The organism is Stenotrophomonas maltophilia (genome assembly GCF_023518235.1).
Classification (GTDB): domain Bacteria; phylum Pseudomonadota; class Gammaproteobacteria; order Xanthomonadales; family Xanthomonadaceae; genus Stenotrophomonas.
Genome location: NZ_CP090423.1, coordinates 2,855,170 through 2,874,604, shown reverse-complemented (window position 1 = coordinate 2,874,604; position 19,435 = coordinate 2,855,170). Strand labels below are relative to the sequence as shown.

18 protein-coding genes are annotated in these 19,435 nt (G+C 68.8%); 11 read left to right on the top strand and 7 right to left on the bottom strand.

What is annotated here, in order from left to right; translation table 11 throughout:
* Nucleotides 1-5: 5 nt before the first annotated feature.
* The gene (gene dmeF / locus LZ605_RS13495) at nucleotides 6-980 is read right to left on the bottom strand and encodes a CDF family Co(II)/Ni(II) efflux transporter DmeF (RefSeq protein WP_249842083.1); all 975 of its coding nucleotides are present in this window, start codon (nucleotides 978-980) and stop codon (nucleotides 6-8) included.
* A gap of 50 nt (nucleotides 981-1,030) precedes the next feature.
* Here dmeF and LZ605_RS13490 point away from each other — a divergent pair, with 50 nt between their 5' ends.
* Nucleotides 1,031-1,315 carry a metal/formaldehyde-sensitive transcriptional repressor gene (locus LZ605_RS13490; RefSeq protein ID WP_106550496.1) on the top strand — a complete coding sequence of 95 codons (285 nt, stop codon included), beginning with the start codon at nucleotides 1,031-1,033 and terminating at the stop codon, nucleotides 1,313-1,315.
* Nucleotides 1,316-1,391: 76 nt separating this feature from the next.
* Here LZ605_RS13490 and LZ605_RS13485 read toward each other — a convergent pair whose 3' ends face one another.
* Nucleotides 1,392-1,763, bottom strand: a complete 372-nt coding sequence (locus LZ605_RS13485; RefSeq protein WP_249842082.1) for a MerC domain-containing protein — start codon at nucleotides 1,761-1,763, stop codon at nucleotides 1,392-1,394.
* Between the two features lie 69 nt (nucleotides 1,764-1,832).
* Between LZ605_RS13485 and LZ605_RS13480 the strand changes: the two genes are divergently transcribed.
* Nucleotides 1,833-3,158, top strand: coding sequence for a GTP-binding protein (locus tag LZ605_RS13480; RefSeq protein ID WP_249842081.1), 1,326 nt, complete (start codon nucleotides 1,833-1,835; stop codon nucleotides 3,156-3,158).
* Nucleotides 3,159-3,258: 100 nt separating this feature from the next.
* Here the strand turns inward: LZ605_RS13480 and LZ605_RS13475 are convergent, their stop codons facing one another.
* Nucleotides 3,259-4,866: an ABC-F family ATP-binding cassette domain-containing protein gene (locus LZ605_RS13475; RefSeq protein WP_249842080.1), complete on the bottom strand. Its 1,608-nt coding sequence runs from the start codon at nucleotides 4,864-4,866 to the stop codon at nucleotides 3,259-3,261.
* A gap of 241 nt (nucleotides 4,867-5,107) precedes the next feature.
* A complete protein-coding gene (locus tag LZ605_RS13470; protein WP_249842079.1) occupies nucleotides 5,108-6,007 on the bottom strand; it encodes a LysR family transcriptional regulator in 900 nt (299 codons plus the stop codon).
* Nucleotides 6,008-6,234: 227 nt separating this feature from the next.
* On the opposite strand from LZ605_RS13470, the gene LZ605_RS13465 reads away from it, so the two are divergent.
* Together LZ605_RS13465 and LZ605_RS13460 are read left to right on the top strand one after the other, a co-directional pair.
* Nucleotides 6,235-7,413, top strand: a complete 1,179-nt coding sequence (locus LZ605_RS13465) for a serine hydrolase domain-containing protein (protein ID WP_249842078.1) — start codon at nucleotides 6,235-6,237, stop codon at nucleotides 7,411-7,413.
* Nucleotides 7,410-8,594: an MFS transporter gene (locus LZ605_RS13460; RefSeq protein ID WP_249842077.1), complete on the top strand. Its 1,185-nt coding sequence runs from the start codon at nucleotides 7,410-7,412 to the stop codon at nucleotides 8,592-8,594. Before LZ605_RS13465 ends, LZ605_RS13460 begins: the two co-directional genes overlap by 4 nt.
* A 37-nt stretch (nucleotides 8,595-8,631) precedes the next feature.
* Here LZ605_RS13460 and LZ605_RS13455 read toward each other — a convergent pair whose 3' ends face one another.
* Nucleotides 8,632-10,248 carry an EAL domain-containing protein gene (locus LZ605_RS13455; protein WP_249842076.1) on the bottom strand — a complete coding sequence of 539 codons (1,617 nt, stop codon included), beginning with the start codon at nucleotides 10,246-10,248 and terminating at the stop codon, nucleotides 8,632-8,634.
* A 228-nt stretch (nucleotides 10,249-10,476) separates the two neighbouring features.
* Here LZ605_RS13455 and cycA point away from each other — a divergent pair, with 228 nt between their 5' ends.
* Both cycA and LZ605_RS13445 read left to right on the top strand, forming a co-directional pair.
* The gene (cycA, locus tag LZ605_RS13450) at nucleotides 10,477-11,850 is read left to right on the top strand and encodes a D-serine/D-alanine/glycine transporter (protein WP_249842075.1); all 1,374 of its coding nucleotides are present in this window, start codon (nucleotides 10,477-10,479) and stop codon (nucleotides 11,848-11,850) included.
* Nucleotides 11,851-11,949: 99 nt separating this feature from the next.
* Nucleotides 11,950-12,726 (top strand): lytic transglycosylase domain-containing protein, encoded by a 777-nt coding sequence (locus LZ605_RS13445; RefSeq protein ID WP_249842074.1) that lies wholly within the window; start codon nucleotides 11,950-11,952, stop codon nucleotides 12,724-12,726.
* A 92-nt stretch (nucleotides 12,727-12,818) separates the two neighbouring features.
* Here LZ605_RS13445 and LZ605_RS13440 read toward each other — a convergent pair whose 3' ends face one another.
* Entirely contained in the window at nucleotides 12,819-14,339 is a 1,521-nt protein-coding gene (locus tag LZ605_RS13440; RefSeq protein ID WP_249842073.1) for a hypothetical protein, read from the bottom strand.
* Nucleotides 14,340-14,503: 164 nt separating this feature from the next.
* Between LZ605_RS13440 and LZ605_RS13435 the strand changes: the two genes are divergently transcribed.
* The gene (locus LZ605_RS13435) at nucleotides 14,504-16,585 is read left to right on the top strand and encodes an NHL repeat-containing protein (protein ID WP_249842072.1); all 2,082 of its coding nucleotides are present in this window, start codon (nucleotides 14,504-14,506) and stop codon (nucleotides 16,583-16,585) included.
* On the opposite strand, the gene LZ605_RS13430 is transcribed toward LZ605_RS13435, so the two are convergent.
* A complete protein-coding gene (locus LZ605_RS13430; RefSeq protein WP_249844915.1) occupies nucleotides 16,563-16,970 on the bottom strand; it encodes a YciI family protein in 408 nt (135 codons plus the stop codon). The genes LZ605_RS13435 and LZ605_RS13430 overlap by 23 nt on opposite strands.
* A 720-nt stretch (nucleotides 16,971-17,690) precedes the next feature.
* Here LZ605_RS13430 and LZ605_RS13425 point away from each other — a divergent pair.
* From LZ605_RS13425 to LZ605_RS13410, 4 genes are all read left to right on the top strand, one after another.
* A complete protein-coding gene (locus tag LZ605_RS13425; RefSeq protein ID WP_107232177.1) occupies nucleotides 17,691-18,104 on the top strand; it encodes a YciI family protein in 414 nt (137 codons plus the stop codon).
* Between the two features lie 63 nt (nucleotides 18,105-18,167).
* Nucleotides 18,168-18,590, top strand: coding sequence for a VOC family protein (locus LZ605_RS13420; RefSeq protein WP_249842071.1), 423 nt, complete (start codon nucleotides 18,168-18,170; stop codon nucleotides 18,588-18,590).
* 34 nt (nucleotides 18,591-18,624) lie between these two features.
* Nucleotides 18,625-19,035 carry a VOC family protein gene (locus tag LZ605_RS13415; protein ID WP_249842070.1) on the top strand — a complete coding sequence of 137 codons (411 nt, stop codon included), beginning with the start codon at nucleotides 18,625-18,627 and terminating at the stop codon, nucleotides 19,033-19,035.
* A 23-nt stretch (nucleotides 19,036-19,058) separates the two neighbouring features.
* Entirely contained in the window at nucleotides 19,059-19,415 is a 357-nt protein-coding gene (locus tag LZ605_RS13410) for a DUF1428 domain-containing protein (RefSeq protein WP_249842069.1), read from the top strand.
* Nucleotides 19,416-19,435: the final 20 nt, after the last annotated feature.

Sequence of the window (19,435 nt, the reverse complement as noted above, 5' to 3'; positions counted from 1 at the left end):
TGGGTTCACGTGATGCGGTGGATCTCCACGGTGACGTGCACCAGTTCTTCGTGGATGGCCAGTGCCTGGCGCACGCTGTCGGCATCCAGCTGGGGGTCGCTGGTGACCACGCTGGCGCTGACCGCGTACTTGCCGCGGCCTACCTGCCAGACGTGCAGGTCGGCCAGGCGTGCCGGCCACGGGCCCTGCTCGATCACTTCGCGCACTTCGGCCACCACCGGCGCATCCATCTGTGCGTCCAGCAGGATGCGGCCGCTGTCGCGCAGCAGACCGATCGCCCACACGGTGACCAGCACCGCGCCGACCAGGCCCATCACCGGGTCCAGCCAGGTCAGGCCCAGCAGCTTGCCACCGAGCAGGGCGACGATGGCCAGCACCGAGGTGGCGGCGTCGGCCAGCACGTGCACGTAGGCCGAGCGCAGGTTGAGGTCGTGGCCGTGCGAGTGATCGTGGTGATCGTGATCATGCCCGTGGTGGTCGCCATGGTCGTGCCCGTGCCCGTGGTGGTGATGCGCATGCCCCGGGCTGTCATGCAGCCACCAGGCGCACAGCAGGTTCACGCCCAGGCCGACCACGGCGATGGCGATGGCTTGGTCGTAGTGGATCGGCGCGGGCACCCACAGCCGCTCCAGTGACTGCACCGCCATCAGCGCGGCCACGCCGAGCAGGGCGATGGCGCTGGTGTAGCCAGCCAGGATCTCGATCTTCCAGGTGCCGAAGGCGAAACGCGGGTCGAGCGCGTAGCGGCGCGCACAGCGGTAAGCGAACACCGACAGGCCCAGCGCCAGCGCGTGCGAACTCATGTGCCAGCCGTCTGCGAGCACGGCCATGGAGTTGAACCACCAGCCGCCGACGATCTCCACCAGCATCATGCTGACGGTGAGCCACAGGGCGCGGCGGGTATTGCGTTCGGCCAGCGGGTTGCCGTCGTCGAAGCGGTGTTCGTGACGACGGGCGGCGGCGAGGGCGTCCAGGTGCATGAGGAAACCAGAGGGTGGAAGGATACCCCCATAGGGTATACGATACGCAGATGGCCCATGTACACAAGAATCGAAAGCAGCTGCTGACCCGGGTGCGCCGTATCGGCGGCCAGGTGGCGGCGTTGGAGCAGGCGCTGGACAAGCCCGAAGGGGAGGCCGGTGACTGCGCGGACGTGCTGGTGCAGGTGGCCGCGGTGCGCGGTGCGGCCCACAGCCTGCTGATGGAGCTGCTGCACGAGCATCTGCAGGAGCATGTGGTGGGTGCCGAAGACCCGCAGCAGCGGGCCGCCGAGGCCGAGGTGCTGGTGGAGCTGCTGCGCCGCTACGGCAAGTGATGGGGTAGTGCCGGCCGCTGGCCGGCAATATCAGGTGGCGGCCGGCGTTCATGCGGTTGCCGGCCGGCGGCCGGCATTACCGATGGCGGTGCCGGGCGTTCCAGAGATGCGTTGCCGCCAGCAGCAGGCTGCCGGTGACGGTCATCGGGGTTTCCCAGTCATGCGAGGGCAGCGCCAGCGCGCCGGCCAGCAGCAGGCCCAGCCCGCTGCCGGCGGTGGCCCAGGCCAGCACGGGCAGGGGACGGCGACGCTCGGCGCGCCACAGCGCATAGCCGGTCAGCGGCAGGGCGATGGCCACGAACAGCAGGTGCACCCATTCCGCTTCGGCCCAGGCGCCGAACAGCGGCAGCGCGGCGGCCAGCAGCGGCAGCGCCAGGCAGTGCAGCAGGCACAGGCTGGACAGGGCGACCGCGCCGGCATCGAGCAGGGCGGCGGAGGAGGACTTCATCGGGGGAGGTTCCTTGCGCGGCAATTGTTATACAGTAACATTTCCGTTCCGCAGCCAACCCGCTCCGACATGAACACTGTTTCCCGCGCCGACCGTCGCCTTCCGGTCACCGTGCTGTCCGGCTTCCTCGGGGCCGGCAAGACCACCCTGCTCAACCAGATCCTGCGCAACCGCGAGGGCCTGCGCGTGGCGGTCATCGTCAACGACATGAGCGAGGTGAACATCGATGCGCAGTTGCTGCGCGAGGGCGGCGCTGAGCTGCGCCGTACCGAAGAAACGCTGGTGGAGTTCAGCAACGGCTGCATCTGCTGCACCCTGCGCGACGATCTGCTGCAGGAAGTGCGGCGCCTGGCCGAGGCCGGCCGCTACGACTATCTGCTGATCGAATCGACCGGGATCGGCGAGCCGATGCCGGTGGCAGCCACTTTCGCGGTGCGCGACGAGCACGGTTTCAGCCTGAGCGACATTGCACGCCTGGACACGATGGTGACCGTAGTGGACGGCAGCGCGTTCCTGGCCGACTTCGGTTCGACGCTGCGCCTGGCCGAGCGTGGCCAGCAGGCGGGTCCGGACGATGACCGTGGCGTGGTCGATCTGCTGTGCGAGCAGGTGGAGTTCGCCGATGTGATTGTGGTGAGCAAAATCGACCAGGTGGATGACGAGGTGCTGCAGGACACGCTGGCGGTGCTGCGTGGATTGAACCGTGATGCGAAGCTGCTGCTGTCCCGTTTCGGAGACGTGCCGCTGGCCGAGCTGCTGGATACCGGCCGTTTTGACTTCGAACGCGCGCAACGCGCACCGGGCTGGGTGAAGGAGCTGCGCGGCGAGCACACGCCGGAAACCGAGGAGTACGGCATCGGCAGCTTCGTCTACCGCGCGCGGCGTCCGTTCCATCCCATGCGCTTTGCGCGGGCACTGCAGTCGGGCATGCCGGGGGTGATCCGCAGCAAGGGCTGGTTCTGGTTGGCCAACCGCATGGACTGGGTGGGCGAGCTGAACAGCGTGGGCGCGGCCACCCGCACTCAGGCCGCCGGCTTCTGGTATGCGGCGCGCGAACGGGTGCGTGCCGGCCAGGAAGACACCACGCCGCTGCTGCCGCCCACGCCACTACCGTACAGCGATCTGGGCTGGGCACGGCAGCAGGCCGAATGCTGGAGCGCGCCGCTGCCCGGTGTGGAGGAATTCCCGGACAGCGCCGCACATTCGGCGATGGCCCGCCTGTGGCATCCGCTCTGGGGTGACCGTCGGCAGGAACTGGTGGTGATCGGCGTGCACATGGATGAGCGTGCGGTGCGTGCTGAGCTGGATGCATGCCTGCTCAACTACCAGGAACTACGTGCGGGGCCGTTGCTGTGGCAGCAGCTGCCGCAGGCGTTCCCGGTGTGGAAGCGGTAAGCGGAATGCCGTTGTAGCGCCGAGCCCACGCTCGGCTGCTGCTTCGGTAGATCCACGCCATGCGTGGATGCAGGCATGGCGGAGTCGAGCAAGCTCGACTCTACAACGCGTCGCGCCATTGCCAGCCATCGCTGCGGACGTGCAGCACCTGGGTGGGCTGCAGCGCCTGCAACAGGTGGTGGTCGTGGCTGACCATCACCAGCGCACCCGGCCAGGCCGCCAGCAGTTCTTCCAGTGCCTGCAGCGCGCTCAGGTCCAGTGCGTTGCCGGGCTCATCCAGCAACAACAGCTGCGGGGCAGGGGCGGCGTACAGCACGCTGGCCAATGCGCCCTTCACCCGTTCGCCGTCGCTGAGGCTGGCCGCTGGCCGTTGGATGCGCTGGGCGTCCAGCCCGAGCAGGGCCAGCCGCGTGCGCAGTTCGCCCGGATCGGCAGTCGGGTTCGCCGCCTGCACGGTATCGAGGATGCTGCGCTCGCCGGACATGCCCAGCAGCTGCTGATCCAGCAGTGCCAGCGGCGCGTGGCGCTGCACGTGGCCCGCGCGTGCCGGCAGCTGGCCGGCCAGCACGCGCAGCAGGGTCGATTTGCCGGTACCGTTGTCGCCGACCACGGCGATGCGTTGGCCGCGGCGAATGTCCAGCTGCAACGGTACGCCGCAGCCATGCGGCAGCAGCAGATCCTGCGCCTGCAGCAGGCGTGCGCTGCTGCGTTCACCTTCCACGGCGAACAGCGCCAGTTCCGGCGCCACGTGCACGGCCGAAGCGGCGGCCCGCAGCTGTTCGCTGCTGGCCTGCAGGCGCTCGGCCTGCACCTGCTGCGCGCGTGCGTGCGTGGCCTCGGCGCGCTGCTTCTGGCGGCCGAGCAGGATCGGCGCCTGGTTGGCCTGCTTCGCATCGCGGTTGCCGCGCGCCTGGCGTTGCTGTTGGCGCTGGTGCTGTTCGCGCGCGCTGCGCTGCTGCTGGCGGTGCTGCGCGCGCGCATGGTCGAGCTGTGCGATGGCGGCTTCGCGTTCGGCCGCGCGCGTATCGGCATAGTGCTGCCATGCGCCACCATAGCGATGCAGGCCGCGTGCATCGAGTTCGACGATCTGCTGCATGTGGCCGAGCAGCGCGCGATCATGGCTGATGGCCAGCAGGCCACCGCGCCACTGCTGCAACTGCGCGTACAACTGCTGGCGATGGTGCGCATCAAGGTGGTTGCTGGGTTCGTCCAGGATCAACCAGTCGGCACCGCTGGCCCAGGCGCCGGACAGCGCCACCTGCATGGCCTGGCCGCCACTGAGGCGCGTGGCAGGGTGAAGCGGATCCAGATCATCGGGCAGGCCCAGTGCCTGCCAGCGTTGCAGCAGGCGCTCGCGCAGATCCCAGCGGTCACCGATGCAGGCGAAGTCGGCCTTATCGACGCTGCCCGCTTCGATGCGCGCCAGCGCGGCCAGTTCCCGACCGACTCCCGCCAGTTCGCCGACCGTGCCGGCCGGAGGGTAGCCCGGGGTGGGCAGCAGGAACACACGGCCGCTGCCGCGCACCTGGCCGCTGTCGGGGGTGAGCCGGCCGGCCAGCAGGCGCGCGAGCACACTCTTGCCGGCGCCATTGGCACCGACCAGGCCGGTGGCCACCGGTTCGAAGGAAAAGGACAGATCGGAAAACAGCGCGCGGCCGTCGGCCAATCGATACGACACGCGATCGAGCGTGAGGGAATGCGGGGTCATGCGACCTCCAGGGATGCCGGGTTCTCCCCTGCGCGCAGGGGCGGGAAGAGTCAGGCCGTCTGTTGGGAAGACGGCGGCATCACTGGCGCATTGGTCGCGAGCCTCTGGGAGGAATGAGGGGGCCAGTATAGCGAGGTTGGCTGAATGGCTGCGTGCAGTTGTAGAGCCGAGCCATGCTCGGCTGGTTTTTGTTTGGGTTCCGATTAGTCGAGCATGAGGAGCATACGCGCATGGCCTGCATCTACGGCACGGTGCCCAGGCGTTCGCCGACGAAATCGATGAATACCCGCAGCTTGGGCAGCACGTGGCGGCCGGAGGGCCACAGCAGGTGGAAGGTGCCGCAGGAATGCACGTGTTCTTCCAGCACGGTCACCAGCTGGCCGTCGGCCAGCGCATCACGCACCGAATGCACCGGCACGAACGCCACACCGACATCACGCAGCGCCAGTGCCACGCGCGCTTCGATGGTGTTGGCCACCATGTGGACCGGCAGTTCCTGCGGCACTTCGTCATCGGGCCAGTGGATCGGCCACGCCTCCAGCTTGCCGGTGCTGGGAAAACGATAATGCAGCAGCGTGTGCTGCATCAGCTCCGCCGGCGTGCGCGGAACGCCGCGACGCTGCAGGTAGGCCGGCGAGGCGACGATGCGGCGCGGGAACACCCCCAGCCGTCGTGCGTTCATGCGCGAGTCGCTGGGTTCACCTACGCGCAGCACAGCATCGAACCCTTCCTCGATGACATCGACCAGGCGGTCGCTGAAATCCAGATCGAGCCGGATGTCCGGATACGCCGCCATGAACTCGGCCATCAGCGGCAAGGTCAGATCGCCCACCAGCGGCAGGCTGATGCGCAGCGTGCCGCTGGGCGTGGCATGCGGCTGTGCGAGTTCGGTGCGGGCGGCATCGCGCTCGTCGAGGATGCGCCGGCAGCGCGCCAGGAACAGCTGGCCTTCGGCGGTGAGGGTGATGCTGCGCGTGCTGCGGTGGAACAAGCGCACGCCCAGCGCGTGTTCGAGCCGGGCCACGCACTTGCCGGCGGCCGAGGCGGAGATGCCCTGCAGGCGTCCGGTCTCGACGAAGCTGCGGGTGTCGGCGGCATGCACGAAGGTCTGCAGGTTGGCGAGGTTGTCCAGGACTGACATGGGCGTGCGGGCAATGAAAGCGGCAGGGTAGGGGAAGGGCCCGCCGCCGGCGGCACGGCCACCGCAACGCTGTGGTGCGCGACCGGACGCGGGAGGTTGCGGCCCCGCAGTTCCGGCCATCATGCCGATTGCGGACTACACGGTCCACGATGCGCGGAGCGGTACCCCGCTTTTTGCGACGCGGCGGGCCGCCTAAGGTGGCGGGCCTCTCCCCACGGATCACCGCGATGAATGCCGCTCCTTCCGTTCCAGCCGCGCCGACCCTGCCCTCGGTGCAGCGCCTGTTGCAGCAGGTGCACCCGCAGCGCCTGGTCGGCGCGGTGGTGCGCGTGCGCCAGCACGGGGTGCTGCGCCATGCCAGCGCCACCGGGCTGTCCGATCGTGAAGCGGCCGCGCCGATGCGCGCGGACCAGCTGTTCCGGCTTGCTTCGGTGAGCAAGCCGCTGCTGACCACCGTGTTGCTGCGCCTGGTGGCCGACGGCGTGCTGGACCTGGATACGCCGGTGCAGCGCTGGCTGCCGCAGTTCCGCCCGGCGCTGGCCGACGGCAGCACCCCGCCGATCAGCCTGCGCCAGCTGCTCAGCCACAGCAGCGGGCTGGGCTATCGCTTCCTGGAAGCCGATGCCGATGGCCCCTATGCACGCGCCGGTGTCAGTGATGGCATGGACGCCAACCCGCTGTCCCTGGCCGACAACGTGCAGCGCATCGCGCAGGTGCCGCTGCTGTTCGCACCGGGCAGCCAGTGGCTGTATTCGCTGGGTGTGGACGTGGCCGGTGCGGTGGCCGAGGCGGCGACCGGCGAGACCTTGCAGGCCTTGTTCGCGCGGTTGCTGGCCGCGCCGCTGGGCCTGCGCGACACCGCGTTCGCCACGCGTGATGCGGCCCGCCTGGCTACGCCGTATGTGAGCGATGCGCCGCAACCGCATCGCCTGCGCGAAGGCGAGGTGGTGGCGCCGTTCGAGGGCACCGTGGGCATCGACTACAGCCTGGCGCGCGCCACCGATGCCAGCCGCTTCGCGTCGGCCGGCGCCGGCCTGGTGGGCACCGCCGACGAGGTGATGGCGGTGCTGGAGGCACTGCGTGATGTGCAGGCGTCGGGGCTGTTGCCGCCGGCACTGGTGGCACAGATGGGCACGCCGCAGGTGAGAGAACAGGGGCCGCCCGAGCCGGCCGGCTGGGGGTTCGGGCTGGGCTTTGCGGTCCTGCGTGATGCGGCGGCCAGTGGCACGCCGCAGAGCGTGGGCACCTGGCGCTGGGGCGGTGCCTATGGCCACAGCTGGTTCGTTGACCCGGCACGGGCGCTGAGCGTGGTGGCGCTGACCAACACCCTGTACGAGGGCATGGACGGTGCCTTTGTCGATGAACTGCGCGATGCGGTGTACGCCGATCTGGAGGCTGCGCGATGAGTAGCCATGCGATCGACGCGCGCAGCCCGGCCGGAGAGGCCACGCACCTGCCGTGGGCGGGCCTGCTGGCGCTGGCCGGCGGCGGCTTCATCACGCTGCTGACCGAGACCTTGCCGGCCGGCGTGCTGCGGCCGATGGGCGACAGCCTGGGCGTGAGCGACGCGGCGGTCGGGCAGCTGGTCAGCGTGTACGCGCTGGGCTCGGTGATGGCCGCGCTGCCGATGACCGCGCTGACCCAGCGCCTGCCGCGACGGCCGCTGCTGTTGGCGGCGATCGCCGGCTTCGTGGTGGTCAACACGCTGACGGCGATGAGCAGCAGCTATCCGCTGATCCTGGCGGCACGCTTCCTGGCTGGCGTCTGCGGTGGCCTGCTGTGGTCGCTGGTGGCCGGGTACGCCGCGCGCATGGTGGTGCCGTCGTTGCAGGGCCGGGCGATCGCGGTGGCGATGGTGGGTTCACCGCTGGCACTGTCGCTGGGCGTTCCGGCAGGCACGCTGCTCGGCCAGCAGGTCGGCTGGCGCTGGGCGTTCGCGCTGATGAGCGTGCTGGGTATCGGATTGCTGGCCTACGCGCGCTGGGCGTTGCCGGCGCTGCCCGCTGCCGGGGCCGGGCAGCGCACATCGCTGGGCACGGTGTGGCGCATGCCGGGGGTACGCAGCGCGCTGGCCGTGATGGCGTTGTACGTGCTGGCGCACAACGTGCTCTACACCTACATCGAGCCATTGGCCGTGGACGCCGGCGCCGGTGCGTGGCTGGACCGGCTGCTGCTGGCGTTCGGCGTGGCGGCGATCGTCGGCATCGGCATTGCCGGCTGGGGCGTGGATCGTCACCTGCGCCGGCTGGTCTGGGCGGCGGTGGTGGGCTTCCTGTTGCCGGTGCTGGCGCTGTTGCTGTGGCCGGGTGCACCGGGCGTGCTGCTGCCGGCCACGATTGTGTGGGGGGTGGCGTTCGGTGCGGTGCCGACGCTGTTCCAGACCGCGCTGGCGCGCCGCGCCGGGGCGGCGGCCGATCTGGCGCAGTCGATGCTGGTGACGGGCTGGAACCTGGCCATCGCCGCCGGCGGTGTGGCCGGTGGCGTGCTGCTGCAGGCCGGCGGTGCCGGCGTGCTGGGGTGGTTGCCGTTGCTGCTGCTGGTGGTCAGTGCAGGTTGGCTGCTGGCGCGGCCGAAGGCGTGGTTGTAGAGGATGATCGCGCCCGCAGCCGAGCGTGGGCGCGGCGCTACGCCTCCGGCTCCTGCTCGATCGGTACGCTGCGCGGGTTCTGCATGTGCTCGCGCGCAGCGCCGTACTGCTGCTGCCGCTTGTGATGGAAGGCCACGAACTCGTCGCGTGGCAGCGGCCGCGAGAACAGCCAGCCCTGCCCGAATTCCACATGCCGGCTGTGCAGGTAGGCCAGCTGTGCTTCGGTTTCCACGCCTTCGGCCACCACCCACAAACCCAGCTCCTTGGCCATGTCGATGATGTGCGGGGTGACCGGGCTGGTCGCACTTTCGGTACCGATCGCATCGATGAAGGACTTGTCGATCTTCAGCGCGTCCAGCGGCAGCTGCTCCAGGTACTGCAGGCTTGAGAAGCCCACGCCGAAATCGTCGATGGCCACGCTGTGCCCGGCGCGCCGCGCCGCCGCCAGCATGGTGCGTGCACGATCCAGGTCGAGGAAGCCGCGCTCGGTGGCTTCCATCCAGATCTGCTGCGGCAGGATGCCGCTGCCGGCCATGTGCTTGGAGATCATCTTCAGCGCGCGGCCACTGCTGATGTCTTCGGCGGCCAGGTTGATGGCGATGTGCGCGCTGCGGTCGGCCACCAGCAGGTCGCGCATGTCGCGCACCACGTTTTCGATCACCAGGTCGGTGACGTCGGCGATCATGCCGGCCTCTTCGGCCAGCGGAATGAACAGATCCGGCCGCACCTGGGTGCCATCGGGGCGCTGCCAGCGCACCAGTGCTTCGGCGCCGACGCAGATGCCGGTATCCAGTTCGATGATCGGCTGGTAGTGCAGGTACAGCTCGCGGCGGCGGATGGCCGTGGCCAGCTCGCCACGCAGCGACAGGCGGCGCTGCGACAGCCAGATCACCAGGCCGACTGCGGCGGCGGCCAGCAACAGGCCCAGCGGGACGTACAACCAGGCCTGCTGGCGGAACGTGGCGGCCAGTGCGGTGCGGGGCGTGGTGGCGATCGCCAGCCATTCCTCGTTGCGCGCAGTGGCGTACAGCGTGTTCTGGTCCAAGCCTTCGCCGGGGTCGCGCAGCAGTGCCAGCAGCAGGGTCGGGTCCACGCCGGACTGCTGGGCCAGCAGGCGCCCATCCGGGCTGGCCAGGGCCAGGCGCACATGCGGATCAACGATGACATCGACGAAGCGGCGCGGGTCGACCAGCACATCGTAGGAGCCGTACAGGATGGCCAGCATCTGGCGGCGCCCGCTCGCTTCGGGGCGCACGTCCACCGCGATGCCGGCGCCATCGCTGGTGACATGGTCGGGCTGGGGCTGGTCCACGTCGGACAGGAACGGCCCCCAGGACGTGCAGCGCAGTTTGCCGCCTTCGAAGTACCCCATCTGCTCGATCGACGAGGTGGTCATCACCAGCGTCTGCATGCGCCGGATGTGGTCGGCGCTGCACGGCACGTGGGCACCGGCCTCGACCGACTTCAACGCCGCCAGCGCTTCCTGGTAGGAAAGGTCCGAGCGGCGCAGGGTGCGCCCGGCGATATCGCGCAGGCGTTCCTGCTCGACACTGACCGCACGGTCCCAGGTGGCGTAGGCCATCACAGCGATGGGCACGGCCGCGGCCAGCAGCGCCAGCGCGGTGCCACCGATGATGACGCGCAGGCGGCTCATGGCTGGGGCTCCGGCGGGGCGGTCAGGGCTGGGCACATGGTCGGGCCGGTCCGTGGGCAGGTGCGGCTATCTGAACACGGTGCCGGTCCGGGCGGAATGGGATCAATACGGTATTCGGTCACATTGTGGTGAAAGCGACCCTCTTTGACGCAACAGGCCAGTCTGGCGCTGGCGCTCCGGGCCCCGGAGGACTACCGTCGGACGCTTCGCCCGCCCCTTCCCACGCCCATGACCGAGCCCGCAACGCCCCCCGAGCACCTGCGCCGCAGCCTGTCCAACCGCCACCTGCAACTGATCGCCATCGGCGGTGCCATCGGTACCGGCCTGTTCATGGGCTCGGGCAAGACCATCAGCCTGGCCGGCCCCTCCATCGTGTTCGTCTACCTGATCATCGGCGCGATGCTGTTCTTCGTGATGCGCGCGATGGGCGAACTGCTGCTGTCGAATCTGCAGTACAAATCCTTCATCGATTTCTCCACCGACCTGCTCGGCCCCTGGGCCGGATTCTTCTGTGGATGGACCTACTGGTTCTGCTGGATCGTCACCGCCATTGCCGATGTGATCGCCATCGCGGCCTACGCGCAGTTCTGGTTCCCCGGGCTGGACGCATGGATACCGGCGCTGGCCTGCGTGCTGCTGTTGCTGGCACTGAACCTGGTGACGGTGAAGCTGTTCGGCGAAATGGAATTCTGGTTCGCGCTGATCAAGATCGTGGCCATCTGTGCGCTGATCATCACCGGCGCCGGGCTGGTGGCCTGGGGCTTCACCTCGCCCAGCGGCCATATCGCCTCGCTGTCGAACCTGTGGAATGACGGCGGCATGTTCCCGATGGGCCTGGTGGGCTTCTTCGCCGGCTTCCAGATTGCCGTGTTCGCCTTCGTCGGCATCGAGCTGGTCGGCACCACCGCCGCCGAAACCGCCGACCCGGAGCGCAACCTGCCCAAGGCGATCAATTCGATTCCGGTGCGCATCATCATCTTCTACGTGCTGGCGCTGATCGCGATCATGGCGGTCACCCCGTGGCGCCAGGTGGTGCCGGACAAGAGCCCGTTCGTGCAGCTGTTCGTGCTGGCCGGCATTCCCGCTGCGGCCAGCCTGATCAACTTCGTGGTGCTGACCTCGGCGACGTCGTCGGCCAACAGCGGCATCTTCTCCACCAGCCGCATGCTGTACGGCCTGGCCGAAGAGGGCCACGCGCCGCGCGGGCTGTCGCGGTTGTCGCGCGCGGCGGTACCGGCGCGCGGCCTGCTGTTCTCCTGCCTGTGCCTGCTGGGCGGCACGCTGTTGATCTACCTGATTCCGAACCTGGTGACCGCCTTCACCCTGGTGACCACGCTGGCCACCGTGCTGTTTATCTTCGTCTGGTCGCTGATCCTGGTGGCCTACATGGTCTATCGCCGCCGCTATCCGGAGCGGCACGCCGCCTCGATCTTCAAGATGCCCGGCGGCGTTGCCATGTGCTGGGCGTGCCTGCTGTTCTTCGCCGGCGTGCTGGTGCTGCTGAGCCTACAGGGCGATACGCGCCAGGCGCTGATGGCCAGCCCGGCGTGGTTCGTGCTGCTGAGCGTGGGGTATTGGGTGCGGCGCAGGAACGCGACGTAAGCCGAAGGGTCAGATCCCGTTGGGTTGCCGACCAGCGGCGGCACTTCCTGGGCCCCATTCACCCGGCGTTAGCGGCTGCGGCCGGACCATCCGGCCGCCATGTTTCCCCGCCCTGCCGCCATCGCGCTGTTGCTGCTGTCCAGCCTCTGGCCGGGGCTGGCCGCTGCGCGCACCGTCTACCGCTGCGTGCAGGGCAACACGGTCAGCCTGGCGACGGCGCCGGAACCGGGCTCGCGCTGCACACCGAAGGAGATCGACGACAACGCCATCCAGACCCCGAACCTGTGGGGCAACATGGGGGTGTTCAGTGGCGTGCTGTACGAACGCGAGCAGGACGGCGCACTGGTCTATTCCACGCGCAACCTGCCCGGCTCGCGGGTGTTCCTGAAGTTCACCGTCGCCACCCCGCCGGGGGAGCCTGCCCACGAAGGCCTGGGCAAGGTCGGCGCGCCGCAGCTGGCGCAGCATGCCAAACAGTTCAAGGCGGCGGCCAAGGCCACCGGCGTCGACGATGCCTGGCTGCGTGCGATCGCGCATGCCGAAAGCAATTTCGATGCGTTGGCGGTATCGAGCAAGGGCGCGCAGGGCGTGATGCAGCTGATGCCCGAGACCGCGCAGGAGTTCGGTGTACGCGATCCGTTCTCTCCGCAACAGTCGATCGACGGCGGTGCACGTTACATGCGCGCGCTGCTGCGCCGCTACAACGGTGACCGGCCACTGGCCGCAGCCGCCTACAACGCCGGTATCGGCGCGGTCACCCGCTACAAGGGGGTGCCGCCGTATGCCGAGACCCTGGCCTACGTGGACAAGGTGATGGCGTTGTACGCGCGCTACCGCGAGGCGATGGGCATCCGCAACGAGGTGCCGGCGCGCTAGCCGGGTTCTGCGGGTGGTGTTGTAGAGCCGAGCCCATGCTCGGCTTGCGCCAACAGCCGCCGAGCGTGGGCTCGGCTCTACAGCAGAGCCGATCAGCGCGAGGTGCCGCTGCTGACCAGGTCGTAGCGCTCGACGCGGCCGATGCGGGCGATCTCCGCCTGCACGTCGGTGCGTTGTTTCAGTGCACGCCACGCCGCATCGATCTTCATGTCGCCGGGCAGCGACGGGTAGGTGCGCATGTCCTGCAGGGTGGCCAGTGTCTGGCCACGTTCAACCGGGGACCGCAGCTGTTCAATCAGCAGCGCAGCCGCGGCGTCCAGATCGCCTTCCTCCAGCAGCATCTCGCGCTGGAACAGGCGCGCGTCTTCGCCTTGGGCCAGAATCACCGCGCGCGCGGCCTGCGTGGCTGGCGCATCGCCGCGTTCGCGGGCGGCGGCGAACTGCACCAGCGCCTGCGCCGCCCTGCCGTAACCGGTCAGCCCCGCGATGTCATTGACCGCCGCGGCCCCCTCCTGCGCGCGTCCCAGCGAGATCAGGAAAAAGCCGACATTCAACTGGTGCTCGATGCCGTTGGCACTGGGTGCACCGATGCGCGCAGCCCACCTCGCCGTGGCCAGCGCATCATCGATGCGGCCCAGCCGGCGCAGCGCGGCGGACCGGCTGTTGAGCAGCCACGCCACCCATTGCGCCTCGGCCGCCGATGGCGACTGGCCTGCGGCGGCAGCGCGGGCCATGCCATCGGTCAGCGCCAGCACTTCCTCGCTGCGGTCGAGCATCAGCAGCGTGCTGGCGAAGTCGGCCATGCGCGCATCCAGTGCGCGATCGAGCAGGCCCGACACGCGCAGATCATCCAGGTGCGTCTGTGCCGCCTGGCGTGGATCAAAGCGCGGGTCATCGTGGTCGACATAGGGGTCGAAGCGCTTGTCGCTGCGCAGCCGGATGATCTCGGCCGGGCCCTTGATGCGGGCCAGCGTGGCAGGAATGTCATCGCCGCGACCGTGCTCGGCCTGCAGCGCGGCCAGTGCCAGCCACAGACCGCTGGGTTGCAGGCCGTCGCCCTTCCAGCCGTTGTCGAACAAGGCCTGCAACAGTTCCATGCGCCGCTGCGGCTGGTCGCGCAGGCGGTACTGCAGGTAGAGGACGGACTGCTGCTCGATCGGCAGCGGAGCCTGGGCGTGCTTCAGCGCCTGCAGCAGGTAGGTGGTGGCCGGTGCAGGCTGGTTGTCGGACAGTTCCAGCCATACCCGGGTGAGCAGGATCCGCGCATCGTTCGGCAGGGTCTGCTGCGCGCGCTGCAGGTAGCGGCGTGCCAGGGCCGGCTTCTTCTGCATCATCGCGGTCCAGCCGGCCGCCTGCGCAGCCCGGCCCTGTCGCTCGGCGTCGAAGTCGTCCAGCAGCGGATCTTCCATCAACCGTTCCATGCTGATCAACGCCGCCAGCGTGTTGCCGCTGTCCGACTGCTGGATCGCCTCATCCCAGCGGTTGGCATAGGCCACATGCACCGCATCGGTGGTGATGGACGGCTTCTGCGGCGCCACCGTGATCGATGCCGAAGCGGGTGCGCCGGCCAGTGCGGCCATCAGCACAACGGTGAGGGGGACGAGGCGGGGCATGAAGATCTCCATCCGTGGCAGCCCATTGAACCCGCTGCGCCTGGCAAGGACAAGCACGATGGATGCAACGTTGATGCTTGAGTGCCCGCTCGACCGTGGCGCATCACGCGCGCAGCGTCTATTGTCGGTGCCTCTTCAGGCAGCAGGCAGGGCGGCACGGCACGATGGCACGGTGGCAATGGATGGCGGCAGGTGTGGCGTTGGCAACGGCGGTGGCGTTGGCTGCAACGTGGTGGGAAACGCCGCTGCATACCCTCGCTGAACCGGCAGGCCCGCTGCCGACGCCGCTGGCCTGGACCGCGCAGATCGAGACGCTGGCCGGCGATGGCCATCCTGGTGATCGCGATGGCGCGTCGGCGCAGGCCCGTTTCGCCGATCCCTATGCGCTGCTGCGCGCGGCCGATGGCAGCGTCTATTTCACCGATGCAGGCGACAACAACCGCATCCGCCGCCGCCTGCCCGATGGTCGCGTCGAAACCGTGGCCGGGCAGGGCGAAGGACGCCTCGACGGCCCGGCGTTGCAGGCGAGCTTCAACACGCCCTCGGGCATTGCCGCCGATGCGCAGGGCAACCTGTACGTGGCCGACACCGGCAACCATGCGATCCGCCGCATCGGCAGCGACGGCCAGGTGACCACGCTGGCCGGCGGAGAGCAGGGCTACACCGATGGCCCTGCCGCGCAGGCGCGCTTCGATGCGCCGATGGGCATCGCGGTGGATGCGCAGGGCCAGGTCTTCGTGGCCGACACCTACAACGACCGCATCCGGGTGATCGGCACCGATGGCACGGTGCGCACCCTGGCCGGCGGTGAGCGCCCGGGGCTGGCTGATGGCACCGGTGCCGAGGCGCGTTTCGATACCCCGGTGGCGCTGGCCTTCGATGCGCAGGGCGCGTTGCTGGTGGCCGACCTGTTCAACAACGCAGTGCGCCGGGTCGGCGCCGATGGCACGGTCAGCACGGTGCTGGGTACGGGCGGTGTGATCAATGGCCCGCTGTCGCTGGCCACCACGCATGACGGTGTGCTGTACGTGGGCGATCTTGATGGCCGCATCGTGCAGGTGACGCCGCAGGGCCACCAGATCGCGCTGGTCGGCAATGGTCGCCTGCCGCGCCTGGCCCGCCCCAGCGGGCTGGCGGTGGATGCCGATGGCAGTGTGCTGGTGGCCGACGCGGCGGCCTATCGCCTGCACCGCCTGCGCCCGCTGCCGGTGGGCGAGCTGCCGGCGCCGGCGCTGGTTGGCCCCGCCGCCGATGCCGCGCTGCCCGATACCGGTGGCCGCTGGCCGCTGGCGCCGCAGCAGGGCTGGCATGAAGTGGTCGGCACGCTGGGCGAGGTGCGCGGCAACTTCAAGGGCGAGAGCCGCCATCACCTGCACGGTGGCTTCGATGTGCGTGGTGATGTCGGCCAGACCGTGCTGGCCATCGCCGAGGGCAAGGTCAGCAGCCCGGTGGCGGCGTGGAGCCTGGGCGGGCAGGCCGAGGGCCTGGCGGTGGATCGCCTCAAGTACATCCACATGCGGGTTGGCCGCACACCGCGCGATGAACCGTTCGACGCGCGCTGGCAGGTGCTGTACGACGAGCAGGGCAAGCTGGAGCGGATGCGCGTGCGCCGTGGCACCCGCATCCACGTGGGCGACCGGCTGGGCAGCATCAACAACCAGGCCCATGTGCACCTGGCGGTGGGCACCGGCGGCTTCGAGACCAATGCGGTGGCGCTTGGCTTCCACAACTACGCCGATCACTTCGCGCCACGCATCACCGATGTGGCGCTGCTGGACGACAACGACCAGCCGCTGGCCGCCGGCGCCGACGGCGTGGTGATGCTGGCGCGCCAGGGCCGTGGTGTGCAGATCGTGGTCGAAGCCTGGGACCAGGTCGACAACAACCTGCCGCGCCGTCGCCTGGGCATGTACCAGGTGGGCTACCAGATCCTCGATGCCGGCGGCCAGCCCTTGCAGGGCTACGAGCAGCCGCGCTGGAACATCGTGTTCAACCGCATGCCGCCGCAGATGGAAGCGGTGCGCGTGGCCTATGCGCCGGACAGCGGCATCACCGTGCATGGCAGTGCGGTGACCCGTTTCCGTTACCTGGCCACCAACACCGTGCGCGACGGCCTGATGGAAACCGGGCGCTGGCAGCCGGCGGCGCTACCGCCGGGCGAGTACATCGTGCGCGCCAGCGTGCGCGATTACAGCGGCAACGAAGGTGTGGGCCCGCGCGAGATCAGAGTGCGGTTGCTGCCATAGCGGCGGCCGGGGCGCCACAGCGTTCGCGCTCGGCGTCCATGTCTTCCAGTGGCCGCACTTCGATGCTGCCGAAGCGTGCCCAGGGGAAGTCGCGGGCGATGCGCATGGCTTCTTCGCGGTCGCGGGCCACGATCAGGTTGAAGCCGGCCAGCAGTTCGCGGGTTTCGGCGAACGGTCCATCGAGCACGCGGCTGTGGCCATCGCGCACGCGCAGGGTCTGCGCGGTTTCGACCGGTTGCAGTTTCTGCGCGGCCAGCAGGGTGCCTTCGGCCTGCAGCTGGTCGGCATGGGCCAGGCAGTCGCGCATCAGTGCGTTGAACTCGTCGCTGCTCAACCGCTGCAGCAGCGAGGGGTCGATGTAGATCAGGAGCAGGTACTGCTGCATGGCACGGTCCTGGCGGGGGCGGGTGCCCATGATGGCGCAGGTCTGCGCACGGGCATGTTGCAGCGCGGGAAGCGCGCCTTCGGCGGGTGGCGGCGAACGGCGGAGCCCCTCCGTGGTGGGGTGGGTGGGACGCTGAACGCGGGCTTCCTGCGGGTGGGCCGGGCGGGTGGGATTGGCGGGGACGCCGTGAACCCGTCCATGGGGGCTTAGCCGCGCCATCCATGGCGCGGATACCCCGCCAACCCCACCCGCCCGGCCCCGGACAGATTCCGGCGGCCGATCCACCACGGGAAATCAACAACAAGAGCAAAAAAGCGGGTCGCTGCGCTCGCAAAGCCGGGGCCGCCAGTCAATTGCTGTTGCTGTTGCTCTTGCCTTTTCTCTTGATCTTCCCGTGGTGCGTATCGGAGGCAGGAAACTGTCCGTGGCCGGGTGGGTAGGCGGGGCGGGGGTGTCCGCGGCATGGATGCCGCGGCCAAGCCCCCATGGACGGGTTTACGGCGTCCCCCGACCCGCCTACCCACCCGGCCCACCCACAGGAACCCGAGCTCTCAGCGACCCACCCACCCCACCACGGAGGGGCTCCGCCGTTCGCCGACCTCCGCCGAAGGCGCGCTTTCCGCGGAAGAAAAAAATTCCAACAGACGTGTCGATTCCCGGCCCGCTGGTTCGTTGTACCCAGTGAAGGGCACGCACCACGCGTCCCCACGGGAGACCGAAATGAAAGTGATGGTGATCGTGAAGGCCAACGCCGACTCCGAAGCCGGCCGCATGCCCAGCGAACAGGACCTGTCTGAAATGGGCGCCTTCAACGAGCAGCTGGTCGCCGCCGGCATCATGCTGGCCGGTGAGGGGCTGCACGCCACCCAGCGCGGCCGCCGCATCCATTTCGGCCACGGCGCGCCGAAGGTCGAGTCCGGCCCGTTCGGCCCGGCCGACCAGCAGATTGCCGGCTTCTGGCTGTGGAACGTGCGCTCGCTGGAGGAGGCGGTGGAATGGGCCAGCCGTGCGCCGTTCCGCAGTGGCGGCACGCTGGAAGTGCGTCCCCTGATCGCGCCGGAAGATTTCGGCGAAGCCTTCACCGCCGACTTACAGCAGCAGGAACAGCGTCTGCGTGCACAGCTGCAGGATTGACCCGGATTCCCCGCCGGGCGTGGCCCGGTGCAACCGACCTGAACCACACAACGGAGTAGTGCGATGAAACTGATTCCCTTCCTCGGCTTCAGCGGCCAGACCCACGATGCGATGGCGTTCTACGCCAAGGCACTGGGCGGCCAGGTCACCTCGGAAATGAAGTACCGCGACATGCCGCCCTCCGATGGCGCGCCGGGCTGCAATGAAATGCCGCCGGAAACCCTGGACCACGTGGCGCACAGCCAGCTGGAGATCGGCAACGCGATCCTGATGGCGGCCGACGGCCCCGGCGGTGGCGAGGGCGGCTCGACCACCATCAATGTCGATGTCGACAGCATCGAGGAAGCCGAGCGCGTATTCGCCGCACTGGCCGAAGGTGGCCAGGTGCAGATGCCGATCGCGGAAACCTTCTGGGCCCATCGCTGGGGCATGCTGATCGACCGCTTCGGCAAGCCGTGGATGGTCAACTGCATGAAGCAGCCCTGATCCCTCTGTCTTCCATCCACCAGGAGCGTTACCGATGAGTGCACCACAACCGCAGATGATCTTCGTCAACCTGCCCGTGAAGGATCTGGAAAAATCCAAGGCGTTTTTCACCGCGCTGGGCTACAGCTTCAATCCCACCTACACCAATGACGTTGCGGCCGGCATGGTCATCAGCGAGAGCATCTACGTGATGCTGCTGACCCAGCCTTTTTTCCAGCAGTTCACCAACAAGCCGATTGCCGATGCGCACACCCACACCGAAGTGATCAATGCACTTTCTGCGCCCAGTCGCCAGGCCGTTGACGTGTTGGTGGACAAGGCCCTGGCCGCAGGTGCCAGCGAACCGCAGCCGGCGCGCGACCTTGGCTTCATGTACCAGCGCGGCTTCCAGGACCTGGACGGGCACCTCTGGGAAATTGCACACATGGACGGCGAGCCGGGCTGACCGCCGCCGCAGGGAGAACCCTCATGGCTTACGTGGATGCTTACGTGCTGCCGTGCCCGCAGGACAAGGTGGCGGCCTACCGCCGCCTTGCCCGCAAGGCCGGCGCGGTGTGGAAGGAACAGGGCGCGCTGCAGTACATGGAGTGCGTGGCCGACGATGTGGAGCCGGGGAAGTCCACCTCGTTTCCGCGCGCGGTGAAGGCCAGGGCCGGCGAGACGGTGATCGTGGCCTTCGTGGTGTTCCGCTCGCGCGCCGCGCGCGACCGCATCAACGCGAAGGTGATGGCCGACCCGCGGCTGGCGTCACTCGGCCCCAAGGACATGCCGTTCGATACCCGGCGCATGTTCTGGGGCGGCTTCAAGCCGATCGTTGAAGCGTGAGCGGCGGCGCTTGTGCAGGC